This is a genomic window from Streptomyces sp. AC627_RSS907 (assembly GCF_019049165.1).
This window is the reverse complement of sequence record NZ_JAGMUE010000058.1, coordinates 18,192-31,801: the sequence shown is the minus strand read 5'-3', so window position 1 is coordinate 31,801 and position 13,610 is coordinate 18,192. Positions and strand designations below refer to the sequence as shown.

Annotated in this window: 10 protein-coding genes; 7 read left to right on the top strand and 3 right to left on the bottom strand. The window is 72.3% G+C overall.

From position 1 onward, the window contains the following. From KUM32_RS15510 to KUM32_RS15495, 4 genes are all read left to right on the top strand, one after another. Window positions 1-529 (top strand): alpha-glucosidase C-terminal domain-containing protein (locus KUM32_RS15510; RefSeq protein ID WP_254405611.1); only part of this gene is annotated, 529 nt, incomplete at its 5' end. 28 nt (window positions 530-557) lie between these two features. Continuing rightward, the gene (locus KUM32_RS15505; protein ID WP_217142469.1) at window positions 558-1,919 is read left to right on the top strand and encodes a maltokinase; all 1,362 of its coding nucleotides are present in this window, start codon (window positions 558-560) and stop codon (window positions 1,917-1,919) included. A gap of 3 nt (window positions 1,920-1,922) precedes the next feature. Then, window positions 1,923-4,145 (top strand): 1,4-alpha-glucan branching enzyme, encoded by a 2,223-nt coding sequence (glgB, locus tag KUM32_RS15500; RefSeq protein ID WP_217142468.1) that lies wholly within the window; start codon window positions 1,923-1,925, stop codon window positions 4,143-4,145. A gap of 111 nt (window positions 4,146-4,256) precedes the next feature. Beyond that, window positions 4,257-5,348, top strand: a complete 1,092-nt coding sequence (locus KUM32_RS15495) for a glutamate--cysteine ligase (RefSeq protein WP_217142467.1) — start codon at window positions 4,257-4,259, stop codon at window positions 5,346-5,348. A 34-nt stretch (window positions 5,349-5,382) separates the two neighbouring features. On the opposite strand, the gene KUM32_RS15490 is transcribed toward KUM32_RS15495, so the two are convergent. Further along, window positions 5,383-5,616, bottom strand: coding sequence for a DUF6480 family protein (locus KUM32_RS15490; protein WP_217142466.1), 234 nt, complete (start codon window positions 5,614-5,616; stop codon window positions 5,383-5,385). A 155-nt stretch (window positions 5,617-5,771) separates the two neighbouring features. Between KUM32_RS15490 and KUM32_RS15485 the strand changes: the two genes are divergently transcribed. Beyond that, window positions 5,772-7,679 carry a long-chain fatty acid--CoA ligase gene (locus tag KUM32_RS15485; protein WP_217142465.1) on the top strand — a complete coding sequence of 636 codons (1,908 nt, stop codon included), beginning with the start codon at window positions 5,772-5,774 and terminating at the stop codon, window positions 7,677-7,679. A gap of 199 nt (window positions 7,680-7,878) precedes the next feature. Then, window positions 7,879-8,313, top strand: a complete 435-nt coding sequence (locus tag KUM32_RS15480) for an ATP-binding protein (RefSeq protein ID WP_217142464.1) — start codon at window positions 7,879-7,881, stop codon at window positions 8,311-8,313. Between the two features lie 9 nt (window positions 8,314-8,322). On the opposite strand, the gene KUM32_RS15475 is transcribed toward KUM32_RS15480, so the two are convergent. Further along, on the bottom strand, window positions 8,323-8,775 hold the full coding sequence (locus KUM32_RS15475) for an ATP-binding protein (protein ID WP_217142463.1): 453 nt from the start codon (window positions 8,773-8,775) through the stop codon (window positions 8,323-8,325). Window positions 8,776-8,821: 46 nt separating this feature from the next. Beyond that, window positions 8,822-9,193, bottom strand: a complete 372-nt coding sequence (locus KUM32_RS15470) for a PRC-barrel domain-containing protein (RefSeq protein ID WP_217142462.1) — start codon at window positions 9,191-9,193, stop codon at window positions 8,822-8,824. 334 nt (window positions 9,194-9,527) lie between these two features. Here KUM32_RS15470 and KUM32_RS15465 point away from each other — a divergent pair, with 334 nt between their 5' ends. Continuing rightward, window positions 9,528-13,526 (top strand): HAMP domain-containing protein, encoded by a 3,999-nt coding sequence (locus KUM32_RS15465; protein ID WP_217142461.1) that lies wholly within the window; start codon window positions 9,528-9,530, stop codon window positions 13,524-13,526. Window positions 13,527-13,610: the final 84 nt, after the last annotated feature.

Below are 13,610 nucleotides of genomic sequence, written 5' to 3'. Positions count from 1 at the left end.
GATCGGCATGGGCGACAACATCTGGCTCGGCGACCGCGACGCGGTACGCACACCGATGCAGTGGACCCCGGACCGCAACGCCGGCTTCTCGTCGTCCGACCCCGGACGCCTGTTCCTGCCCACGATCATGGACCCGGTCTACGGCTACCAGGTGACCAACGTCGAGGCATCCATGGCCTCGCCCTCCTCCCTGCTGCACTGGACCCGCCGCATGATCGAGATCCGCAAGCAGAACATCGCCTTCGGTCTCGGCTCGTACACCGAACTGCCCTCCACCAACCCCGCGGTACTGGCCTTCCTGCGCGAACACGAGGACGACCTGGTGCTGTGCGTCCACAACTTCTCCCGCTTCGCACAGCCCACCGAACTCGACCTGAGCGCCTTCGAGGGCCGCCACCCCGTCGAACTGTTCGGCGGAGTCCGCTTCCCCGCGGTGGGCGCACTGCCGTACCTGCTGACCCTCGGTGGCCACGGCTTCTACTGGTTCCGGCTCACCCGAGTCGCATCCCGCATCGGCCGCCGCGTTTGAGCGTGGGTCGAGGAAAGGACGCGTCACCATGCCGAAGACCGCACCCCTGCGCCCGAGACCCGCACGTCTCGCCGAGCCGATGGCGTCGCTCGCCGGACTGCTGCGGGAGTGGCTGCCGAGACAGCGCTGGTTCGCGGGCAAGGACCGGCCCGTGGCCGAGCTCGGCCTGCTGTCGATGACCGAGCTGTTCCCGGGCTGTCTGCACCTCCTGGTGCACACCGGGCACGGCCCCGGGCCGGCCCCCGGCATCGGGCCCTCGGCCGGTGACTGCTACCAGTTGCTGCTCGGCGTGCGCGAGCAACCGTCGCCGCGCCTCGGGCGAGCGCTCATCGGGCAGGTGCAGGACGGCCCGCTGGCCGGCCGGACGGTCTACGACGCGTTGCACGACCCCCGCACGGCCCAGCTGCTCCTGGAACGGCTGCGCCGCCCCGGCAAGGCGGGACCGCTGCGCTTCGAGTGCGACCCGTCACGGCCGGTGCCCGGCGGACTCGCCCCCCGGATCCTGGACACCGAGCAGTCCAACTCCTCGCTGGTGTACGGCGACGAGTTCATCCTCAAGGTGTTCCGGCGCATCCAGCCCGGCGTCAACCCCGACCTGGAGGTGCCGAGCGCGTTGGCCCGGCAGGGCTGCGGCCGGGTGCCCGCTCCGGTGGCGTGGCTGCGGACCACCCACCCCTACGCGGCGACGCTCGGCGTGCTCCAGCCGTTCCTGCACGACGCCACCGACGGCTGGGCCCTCGCCCTGGACGCGCTGTCCGCCGGGGACGACTTCACCGTGCAGGCCCACGAGCTGGGGCGGGCGATGGCCGAGGTGCACCTCGCGCTGGCCTCGGCCTTCCCGGCCGGTGCCCCGGGCGAGAACGGCCGCACGGCGGCGGCGATGACCGAGCGGCTGACCGCCGCCGCGCACTGCGTACCGGCGCTGCAGCCCTTCGTCCCGGGTCTGCGGGCGGCCTTCGCCGCCCTGTCCACCTGCGACTCCGGGCCGCCCGCCCAGCGCATCCACGGCGATCTGCACCTGGGGCAGGTGCTGCGGGCCGGCCGGGACTGGTTCGTCATCGACTTCGAGGGCGAGCCGTCCCGCCCGCTGGCCGAACGGCGCAGCGCCCACTCGCCCGTGCGGGACATCGCGGGCATGCTGCGCTCCTTCGACTACGCCGCCCGGCAGCGCCGCCCGTGGCGCCCCGAGTGGGCGCGCCGCTGCCGGGAGGCCTTCTGCGCGGGCTACGCCGACCGCGCCGGGTGGGACCCCCGTAAGAAGCACGGTCTGCTGCGCGCCTACGAGACGGACCGCGCCGTGTATGAGGTGCTGTACGAGGCCCGGCACCGACCCGACTGGCTTCCCGTACCCATGGCGGCGATCGAACGACTCGCCGTGAGAGGAGACTGACCCGTGGCCCTCCGCGACACCTCGCTCCCCGAGCCGTCCGGTCCCGTCCCGCGCTCCCCCGGGGCGTGCGGGGCCGCACCGCCGCTGGATCCGACCGACCGAGGGCGCCTGCTGGCGGGCGCCCACCACGACCCGCACGCCCTGCTCGGCGCCCATCCGTTCCCCGGCGGCGTCGCCTTCAGGGCGCTGCGCCCCTTCGCCCGCGAGGTGAGCGTGGTCGTCGACGGCGAGCGCCACCCTCTGGTGTCGGAGGAGGACGGCCTCTTCTCCGGTGTCCTGCCGCTGACGGAGATCCCCGCGTACACGCTCGTCGTGAAGTACGACGAGGGCGAGCACGAGGTGGACGACCCGTACCGCTTCCTGCCCGCCCTCGGCGAACTCGACCTGCATCTGATCAGTGAGGGCCGGCACGAGCAGCTGTGGCGGGCGCTGGGCGCGGAGCCGATGACGCACGAGGGCGTCACCGGCACCCGGTTCACGGTGTGGGCGCCGAACGCCCAGGGGGTGCGGCTCGCCGCGGACTTCACCCACTGGGACGGCACGGCGTTCCCGATGCGCTCCCTCGGCTCGTCCGGCGTGTGGGAGCTGTTCCTGCCGGGCGTCGGCGAGGGCACCCGGTACAAGTTCGAGATCCACTCCCGCTACGGCCACCGCTTCCTCAAGGCCGACCCGATGGCGCGCCGCGCGGAGGAGCCGCCGAACACCGCGTCCGTGGTGACGGCGTCGCACTACGAGTGGGGCGACGCCGAGTGGATGCGGACCCGCGCCGACATCCCCCCGCACGAGGCGCCGTTCTCGGTGTACGAGGTGCACCTGCCGTCCTGGCGGCCGGGTCTCACCTACCGCGAGCTGGCCGACGTGCTCCCCGCGTACGTGCGGGACCTGGGCTTCACCCACGTCGAGCTGATGCCGGTCGCCGAGCACCCCTACGGCCCCTCCTGGGGTTACCAGGTCACCGGTTTCTACGCGCCCACGGCCCGCCTCGGCGACCCCGACGACTTCCGGTACCTGGTCGACGCCCTGCACCGGGCGGGCCTCGGCGTGATCATGGACTGGGTGCCGGCGCACTTCCCGAAGGACGACTGGGCGCTGGCCCGCTTCGACGGGGACCCGTTGTACGAGCCCGGGGACGACCGGCGGGCGGAGCACCCGGACTGGGGGACGTACACCTTCGACTTCGCGCGGACCGAGGTGCGCAACTTCCTCGTGGCGAACGCGGTGTACTGGTGCGAGGAGTTCCACATCGACGGGCTGCGGGTCGACGCGGTCGCCTCGATGCTCTACCTGGACTACTCGCGCGACTCGGGCCAGTGGGAGCCCAACGTCCACGGCGGCCGGGAGGACCTGGCGGCCATGGCGTTCCTCCAGGAGATGAACGCGACCGTCTACCGGCGGTGCCCCGGTGTGGTGACGATCGCGGAGGAGTCGACCGCCTGGGGCGGGGTGACCCGGCCCACCGACTCCGGCGGTCTCGGCTTCGGCCTGAAGTGGAACATGGGCTGGATGCACGACTCGCTGGAGTACATCGCCCACGAGCCGGTGCACCGCAAGTACCACCACCACGAGATGACGTTCTCCATGGTGTACGCCTACAGCGAGAACTTCGTCCTGCCCATCTCGCACGACGAGGTCGTGCACGGCAAGCAGGCGCTGGTGTCGAAGATGCCGGGCGACTGGTGGCAGCGGCGGGCGAACGTGCGCGCCTACCTCGGATTCATGTGGGCCCATCCCGGCAAGCAGTTGCTGTTCATGGGGCAGGAGTTCGCCCAGGGCGCGGAGTGGTCGGAGAAGCAGGGTCCCGAGTGGTGGCTGCTCGACGAGGGGTACCACTCGGCGGGCGACCACCGGGGCGTACAAGACCTGGTCCGTGACCTCAACACCCGCTACGTGCGGACCCCGGCACTGTGGCAGCGCGACACCGATCCGGCGGGCTTCCGGTGGGTCGCCGTGGACGCGGCCGAGGACAACGTCTTCGCGTTCCTGCGGTTCGCCGCGGACGGCGCTCCCCTGCTCGCGGTGTCGAACTTCTCGCCGGTGGTCCGGCACGGGTACGGGCTCGCCGTCCCCGACGACGTCACCGCCTGGCAGGAGGTCCTCAACACCGACGCCGAGGGGTACGGCGGCAGCGGCGTGACCAACCCCGACCCGGTCAAGCCGGAGGACGGGAGCATCCGGATCACGCTGCCCCCGCTGGCGACGGTGTGGCTGATGCCGTACGCCCCGTGAGGCGCGGCGGCGCGACCAGGTGTCCGAACGCCCTCCCGGGGGCAGTCGGGGTCCTACGACGGGGAAGGCCCCGTCGTCGTCGCGGCCGGGCCCACAGAAAGGCGGCACCACGTGCGCACCGTCGGAGTGGAGGAGGAGCTCCTCCTGGTCGACCCCGAGACCGGCGAGCCGAGGGCGATGTCCGCCGCCGTGCTCGCCCGGGCCGCCCTGGTCGATGACCGGCAGGACGTGTTCGAGAAGGAGCTGCACGAGCAGATGCTCGAGTTCGCCACGCATCCGCAGGCGGACATGGAGCGGCTGCACGCGGAGATCGTCCGCTGCCGTGAGGAGGCCGGCCGGCACGCCGCCGGGAGCGGGTGCGCCGTCGCCGCGCTCGCCACCTCCCCGCTGCCGGTCAGTCCCTCCATCGGCGTGAACCGCCGCTACCAGTGGATGGCCGACCAGTACGGCGTCGTGGTCCACGAGCAGCTGGTCCTGGGCTGCCACGTGCACGTTTCGGTCGAGTCCGACGAGGAGGGCGTCGCGGTGATCGACCGGGTGCGGCCCTGGCTGCCGGTGCTGGCCGCGCTGAGCGCGAACTCACCGTTCTGGCAGGGCAAGGACTCCTCGTACAGCAGCTACCGCAGCCGGGTCTGGCAGCGCTGGCCCTCGGCCGGTCCGACGGAGCTGTTCGGGTCGGCGGAGACCTATCACCGGCGGGTCGCGGACATGCTCGCCACCGGCACGATCCTCGACGAGGGGATGATCTACTTCGATGTCCGGCTGTCCCGGCGGTATCCGACGGTCGAGTTCCGGGTCGCGGACGTCTGCCTGGACGCCGGGACCGCCGTCCTCCTCGCCACCCTGGCCCGCGCCCTGGTCGGGACGGCCGCCCGGGAGTGGCGGGAGGGCGGGGAACCCGCCGGGCACAGTGTGAGCCTGCTCCGCCTGGCCGCCTGGCGGGCCGCCCGGTCCGGGCTGACGGAGGAGCTGCTGCACCCCGTGACGATGCGCCGGATGCCGGCCGAGACGGTCGTACGGGCCCTGCTGGAGCACGTCGGGGAGGCGCTGGCCGAGGACGGCGACCTCGAACGGGTGCGGGAGGGCGTCGCCCGGCTGCTCCGGCACGGCAACGGCGCCCGCGTGCAGCGCGAGCTGCTGGAGCGCACCGGCAGCCTGCGCGACGTCGTCACCGAGTGCGTGCGCCGTACTCAGGCCGCGTGAAGCGCCCCCGGGGGGCGTCGCCGCGCGCGGTTTCTCAGAGGATCAGGGCCAGGGCGTAGGCCAGGAAGCCCGCCGCGACGAGCACCACGAGGGCGAGGATCAGCGTCAGCGGCCCCTTGGCCCAGCCCTTGGGGGGGTTGTGCGCCTCCCACGGGCCCGCCTCGGGCATGCTGCTCTCCGCCGGTGGCGTCTCACCGGGCGGTACACCGCCGCCGGGCTCCAGACCGGTGGTTCGTTCGGGATCGGGGTCGGGATTCGTATAGCTCATGCCGTCCGGGTCCCCCGATCGGGCCGGGATCACCGGGTGGGAGCACTTCCGCCGTCCCGGCCCCCCGCCGCCTGCGGCTCGGCTAGATTCCGAGCACCGCCGACGACGGTGCCCCGTCAGCGGTGTCACCGTCCGTACACGTCAGGAGCCAGCGCATGCGCGACCTCGCTCTCGCTCCCCCGGCGGTCCCGCCGCTGACCGGTGGACTCGCCGACAGCCTCTTCGAGACCGCGGCCGCCCGTCCGGCCCTGCCGATGCTCGCCCGGCGTTCCGGTGCCCACCCGGCCGTCTGGGAGGAGGTGACGGCCGTGGAGTTCCGCGACCAGGTGGTCGACCTGGCCAAGGGGCTGATCGCGTGCGGGATCTCGCCGGGCGACCGGGTGGCGATCCTGGCCCGCACCCGGTACGAGTGGACGGTCTTCAGCTACGCGCTGTGGACGGTGGGCGCCGAGGTCGTCCCGGTCCATCCGACCTCCTCGCGCGACCAGGTCGAGTGGATCCTGCGGGACGCGGGGTGCGTGGCCGTGGTGGTCGAGGACGAGCAGGGTGTGATGACCGTCGGCTCCGTGTGCGCGTCGCTGCCCTCGCTGCGCCATGTCTGGCAACTGGACGCCGGCGCGCTGGACACGCTCGTCGCCCGCGGCGCGTCCCTCCCGGCCGCCTCGGTCGACTCCATGCGCCGCATCGTGCCGCCGGACGCGACGGCGGTCATCGCCTACACCTCGGGCGCGTCCGGTCGCGCCATGGGCTGCGCGCTGAGCCACCGCGGCCTGGCCAGTCCCTGCGACACGCTGATCGCGGGCTGGGGCCGGACGGTGGCGGCCCCCGGAGAGCAGGGCGCCGTCCTCGCCTTCCTGCCCTTCTCCCACGTCTACGGGCTGATGATCCAGAACCTGTGTGTCCGGGGCGGGATGCTCATGGCGCACGAGCCCGCGATGACCGAGGAGGCGCTGTCCTCGGCCCTGCGTTCCTTCCGGCCGACGTATCTCTACGCCGTCCCGTCGGTCCTGGAGAAGATCTACAAGAACTTCCTGCGCGCCGCCCAGCAGGCGGGGCGCGGGGCGCTGTTCGAGCGGGCCGCGGGCACGGCGCGGGACTTCGCCGCCGCGCTGGAACGCCACCGGCTGGGCAGAGGCCCCGGGCCCGGCTTCGACCTGCGCCTTCAGCACGCCCTGTACGAGCGGACGGTGTACCGCCGGCTGCGGACGGCGCTGGGCGGCCGGGTGCGCCGCGCGACGTCCGGCGGCTCCCCGCTCAGCCGTGAGCTGTCCCTCTTCTACGAGGGCATCGGCGTCTACGTCCACGACGGCTACGGCCTGACGGAGACCAGCGGCGGGCTGACGATGCAGCCACTGGGCCGGGAGAAGTCCGGCACCGTCGGGCAGCCCCTGCCCGGCGTGGAGGTCCGGGTGGCCGACGACGGGGAGATCCTGGTGCGCGGGCCGTCCCTGTTCCAGGGGTACGTCGGTGACGAGGCCGCCACCCGTCGGGTGATGCGCGGCGGCTGGCTGGCCACCGGGGACCTCGGTCACCTGGACGACGAGAACTACCTGACGATCACGGGCCGCAAGAAGGACGTCATCATCACCAGCGGCGGCACGAGCGTGGCCCCGGCCGGGCTGGAGCAGCGGCTGCGGATGCACCCCCTCATCCACCAGGCGGTGGTCGTCGGCGACAACCGGCCCTGCGTCGGCGCCCTGATCACGCTGGATCCCCAGTTCCTCACGCACTGGCGGGCGGGACTGGCGTTGCAGGGCGACACCCCGGCCCGCGAGGCGCGCGAGGCGAACGCGCTGCGGGAGGAGGTGGCGCGTGCCGTCGCCGCGGCCAACAGCGCCGTGTCCCGCGCGGAGTCCATCCGGGTCTTCCGCGTCCTGCCCGAACCGTTCGACGTGGCGGGCGGGCTGCTCACGCCGTCGATGAAACTCCGGCGGGACGAGATCGTGCGGACCTACGCCTTCGAGATCGACGCGATGTACGAGGCGCGGGCGCACCGCCGGCCGCAGGCGCCGCCCAGGGAGCCGGCCGACTGGGAGGACCCGGACAACGTGTTCCTGCGGTGACCCTCCGCGGTCTCCCTCGCACATCCGCTCCGTCCTCCGGTGGATTCGCGGCCGGTGACGACGCCGTCACCCGGCGCCGTCGCCGCGTCCGGCCCGGTGCGCCGAGGCGCGTAGGCTCGGCCGGCACGGGAACTAACACACGCAGGGGATGCGAAGAGAAGGGAACTACGCCCGGCCCGTGCCGGGCCGGGAAGGCGAAATGGCAGCCGAGTCGCGTTGGGACAGGACACTGGCTTCCGAGGAGATCACGAACCGCACCGCCAGCTTCACCGGGGAGCTGCACAACGTGACCGGTGCGCGGCTGGTCGCGGAGGAATTCCTCTACGACCTGGCCCGTGCGTCACCACCCTCGCAGGCCGAACACTGGGACGACATACTCCTCGTCGTCACGGAGCTGGCGGCGAACGCGGTGCAGTACGCCCCCGGGCCGTTCGAGCTGCGGCTGCGCCGTACCTTCGACGGGGTGCACGTGGTGATGCACGACACCAGTACGACGGAGCCCGCGCCGCGCCCCTTCCATCCGAGCAGCGGCGGCGGCGGTATCGGCTGGCACCTGATCCACACCCTGTCCGACCAGGTGAGCGTCGTCACCGGCGAGCGGGGCAAGGACATCCACGTCTTCCTGCCCTGGTGACCGCGCCGGTCAGGCCCGGGCGCCGCGCAGGGGCACCAGCACGCTGATCGTCTTGCCTCCCCCGGGCCGCGGTTCGACGGCGATGTCCCGCGCCAGGCGGGCGACGAGCGGCCAGCCGTAGCCACTGCCCCGGTGCTGGGTGGGGAACGCGTACGCCGCCCGGGGCACCACCGCGCTGTGGTCGTGCACGGCGATCCACATGCCGTCGTCCGTGGTGCGGACCTCGAAGCCGGCCAGTCCGTCGCCGTGCCGGATCGCGTTGGTGACCAGTTCGGAGACGACGAGGAGCAGGTCGACGACGTCCTCCTCCCGCACCCCGCGGCCGGACCCGTGCCACCGCGCGCGCGCCACCGACTCCGCGTACGCGCGGGCCGTCGCCGCGCTGGTCACGCCGCCCGGCGGTGGTGCGCCGGGCGGCGCGACGCCGGTCGCGGCCGTGGTGGTCCGGTCGGTTGGTTCCATGGCGGTGGTGTCCCTGGTGTTCGCCGTGCTGTGGTTCGGCACCCGGTCAGTCCGCGGTGGTCTCCCGCGGCGGCAGCCGATGGTAGTAGTCGCCGACGGCCGCCAGGTAGTCCCGGTCCATCGTCTCGCTGTCGGTCCGGAACCGGGGCGCGGCCTTGACCTGGGCCCGGGTGCAGGCGACGGTGACCGTACGGGCCTCGGGGTCGATGCCCCTGATCACTCCGACCGGGACGAGCACGCTCCGGCCGAAGACCCAGACGCCGGTGTCGACGACGAGGTGCGGCATGCCGAAGTGCTCCGCCTGCCGGTCCACGTGGCCGATGGTGCCGTCACTGGCGACCACGGTGCAGCCCGTCAGGTCCTGTCCCGCCACGTGACCGCTGCCGGCCGCGTACGACCAGATGCTCTCCGTCGGCACGCTGTCCCATCCCTCCCGTATCGGCGACGACTGTGGAGCCGGGCCATCGCCGCGGGCCGATCGGCTCCTCAGCAGCAGATACCCGGCCAGGGCCGCGCCATTCGGCCGGTGGGCCGATCGGCGGCGGCGAGAGGGGCCGCCTGCCCCCTCCTCCGACCGGGCACACCGTTTTGTCCGCGCCGGGGAACTGGGTTAGTCTCTGACGTATTTTTCTCATCGTGCAATCCGTGAACAGCGGAAATGCCCGCACAACAGGCCGGGCGCCCCCATCGGTCCGGAGGGGGTCTCGAGCCCTCGGGTCCGAGGGCTCCCGGGGAGCGGAACGAGGGAGCGCATGACCAGCGACAGCACCGGCGGCGTCGACGCGGGCCCGGGCGACCAGGAGTTGCGCCGGCTCCTGGCCGGTCTGACGGCGGTGCGGGACGGAGACTTCGGCAGACGTCTGCCGGAGGACGCGGACGGTCTGATGGGCGACATCGCCCAGGTCTTCAACGGCATGCTGGACCAGTTGTCCGTGTTCACCTCCGAGGTCACCCGGGTGTCCCGCGAGGTCGGCACCGAGGGGACCCTCGGCGGCCAGGCGAAGGTGCCGGGGGTCTCGGGCACCTGGGCCGACCTGACGGACTCGGTGAACTTCATGGCGGGCAACCTCACCACCCAGGTCCGTGACATCGCCCAGGTGGCGACGGCCGTGGCCAAGGGCGACCTCTCCCAGCGGATCACCGTGGACGCCCGGGGCGAGATCCTCGAACTCAAGAACACCATCAACACGATGGTCGACCAGCTCTCCGCCTTCGCCGACGAGGTCACCCGCGTCGCCCGCGAGGTCGGCACCGAAGGGCGGCTCGGCGGCCAGGCCGACGTCCAGGGCGTCAAGGGCACCTGGCGCGACCTCACCCACTCGGTGAACTTCATGGCGGGCAACCTCACCAACCAGGTGCGCAACGTCGCCCAGGTGGCGACCGCCGTGGCCAAGGGCGACCTCTCCCAGCGGATCACCGTGGACGCCCGGGGCGAGATCCTCGAACTCAAGAACACCATCAACACGATGGTCGACCAGCTCTCCGCCTTCGCCGACGAGGTCACCCGCGTCGCCCGCGAGGTCGGCACGGCGGGGAACCTGGGCGGGCAGGCCCAGGTACGCGGTGTGTCGGGCACCTGGAAGGACCTCACCGACAACGTCAACGTGATGGCGTCGAACCTGACCGGTCAGGTCCGCTCCATCGCCCAGGTGGCCACCGCCGTGGCCCGGGGCGACCTGTCGCAGCGGATCACCGTCGAGGCCAAGGGCGAGGTCGCGGCGCTGGCCGACGTCATCAACACGATGGTCGACACGCTGTCCGCCTTCGCCGACGAGGTCACGCGCGTCGCCCGCGAGGTCGGCACCGAGGGCCGGCTCGGCGGCCAGGCGCACGTGCCGAACGTCGCCGGCACCTGGAAGGACCTCACCGACAACGTCAACTCGATGGCCAACAACCTCACCGGCCAGGTCCGCAACATCGCCCTGGTGACGACCGCGGTGGCCCGGGGCGACCTGTCGAAGAAGATCGACGTCGACGCGCGCGGCGAGATTCTCGAACTCAAGACGACCATCAACACGATGGTCGACCAGCTCTCCGCCTTCGCCGACGAGGTCACCCGCGTCGCCCGCGAGGTCGGCACCGAGGGCCGGCTCGGCGGCCAGGCCGAGGTGGAGGGCGTCTCCGGCACCTGGAAGCGCCTCACGGAGAACGTCAACGAGCTGGCCGGCAACCTCACCCGCCAGGTCCGCGCGATCGCCGAGGTCGCCTCCGCCGTGGCCGAGGGCGACCTGACCCGCTCCATCAACGTGGAGGCGTCCGGCGAGGTCGCCGAGCTCAAGGACAACATCAACTCCATGGTGGAGTCCCTGCGCGAGACCACCCGGGCCAACCAGGAACAGGACTGGCTCAAGACCAACCTCGCCCGCATCTCCGGCCTGATGCAGGGTCAGCGCGACCTGCCGGTGGTCGCGGAGCTCATCATGGACGAGCTGGTGCCGCTGGTGTCGGCCCAGTACGGCGCGTTCTATCTGGCCGAGGACGGCGACGACGGTCCCGAGCTGCGGCTCGTCGGCTCCTACGGCTGCCCCGAGGGCGCGGCCCGGCCCACCCGTATCGCCTTCGGCCGCACCCTGGTCGGCCAGGCCGCGCGCAGCCGGCGGACCATCGTGGTGGACGACCTGCCGCCCGGCTACGTGACCATCTCGTCGGGGCTCGGCGAGGTGGTGCCGACCGCTCTGGTCCTGGTGCCCATCGTGGTCGAGGGGCAGGTCCTCGGCGTCATCGAGCTGGCGTCGGTCGCTCCGTTCACGCAGATCAACCGTGACTTCCTGGAGCTGCTGATGGAGACCATCGGCGTGAACGTCAACACGATCGTGGCCAACGCCCGTACCGACGAACTCCTCGCCGAGTCGCAGCGCCTGACCGCCGAACTCCAGGCACGCTCGGCGGAACTCCAGGTGCAGCAGGAGGAGTTGCAGCGCTCCAACGCCGAGCTGGAGGAGAAGGCGTCCCTGCTGGCGGCGCAGAACCGGGACATCGAGGCGAAGAACCTGCAGATCGAGCAGGCCCGGCAGGAGCTGGAGACCCGGGCCCAGCAGCTGTCGCTGGCCTCGAAGTACAAGTCGGAGTTCCTGGCGAACATGAGCCACGAACTGCGCACTCCGCTCAACAGCCTTCTGATCCTGGCCCAGTTGCTGGCCCAGAACCCGTCGCGCAACCTCACTCCGAAGCAGGTCGAGTACGCGGGCATCATCCACTCGGCCGGCTCGGACCTGCTCCAGCTGATCAACGACATCCTGGACCTGTCGAAGGTCGAGGCCGGGAAGATGGACGTCTCCCCGGAGCGCGTGACGCTGCGGCAGCTGATCGAGTACGTCGAGGCCACCTTCCGGCCCATGACCACGCAGAAGGGCCTGGAGTTCACGGTGTCGACGGCGGCCGGAGCGCCGGCGGACCTGCTGACCGACGACTCTCGGCTGCGTCAGGTGCTGCGCAACCTGCTGTCCAACGCGGTGAAGTTCACCGAGCGGGGCGGGGTGGAACTGACCGTCGAGCCCGCGCCGGACGACGAGGTGCCCGCGGGAGTGGTCCGGGGCGGCGCCGTGGTGGCCTTCCGGGTGAAGGACACGGGCATCGGCATTCCCGAGCAGAACCTGGAGTCGGTCTTCGGCGCCTTCCAGCAGGCGGACGGTACGACCAGCCGCAAGTACGGCGGCACGGGACTCGGACTGTCCATCACCCGGGAGATCGCCCAACTGCTCGGCGGCGCCGTCACGGTGGACAGCGTCCCCGGCCGGGGCAGCACGTTCACGCTGTTCCTCCCGGTGGCCCGGCCCGACTTCGAGGACCTGCTGCACGGCGGGGGCACGGAGCACGCACCCGCCGAGTCGCCCGCCGACGTGCTCACCAGCCCGGTGCCGGTGCCCGAGCTCACGGGTGGTCACCGACGGCGTCCGCGACGCCTGCTCGTCGTGGAGGAACGGCCGCGCGGGCTGCTGACCCTCGTGGCGGAGAGCGTGGTCGCGGACCTGTCGCACGGGCGGGACGAGGCGGGCGACCGGCCCCCGCTCGACGTCATCACGGCCGTGGGGGCGCAGGAGGCCGCGGGCGCGCTGGCGGCCGAGCCGTGCCACTGCGTCGTCCTGGAGCTGGGCATGCCGGACGGCGAGGCGTCCCGCTTCCTCCAGGCCCTGCGGGGCGACTCGGCGCTGGCGAGCGTGCCGGTGCTGGCGCACAGCGGCCACCGCGCGGACGCGGCCCTGGAGGAGAAGCTGCGCTCCGGCGCGGCGGGCGGGGCGCTGGAGTTCCTGTCCAGCCTCGACGAACTGCGCGAGCGCATCGCCCTGCACCTGGCCGCCGAGGAGCCCGGTGACGTGCTCTCCCTGGTCCGTCCCGAGGAGCCGCAGCGCCCGGTGGCGCAGCCTCCGGACGAACCGCGGACCGGGCGCACCGTCCTCGTCGTCGACGACGACGCGCGCAATCTCTTCGCGCTCAGCGGCATCCTGGAGCTGCACGGGTTCCGGGTCCTGCACGCGGAGAACGGGCGGCGGGGCATCGAGACGCTGGTGAACAACCCGGACGTCGCACTGGTGCTGATGGACGTGATGATGCCGGAGATGGACGGCTACACGGCGACGGCGGAGATCCGCCGGATACCCCGGTACGCCGAGCTGCCGATCATCGCGGTCACCGCGAAGGCCATGCCGGGCGACCGGGAGAAGAGCCTCGCGTCCGGCGCCAGCGACTACGTGACCAAGCCCGTCGACACCCAGGACCTCATCGCCTGCGTCCGACGGTGGCTGCCGGCATGAGCGCGCCGGCCCCTGTCCCGTACTCCGGCGGGCCGGGCGGTGCGCGGCGCGTCCCGCCGCGCTCCGCGGTGGTCTGCGATCGAG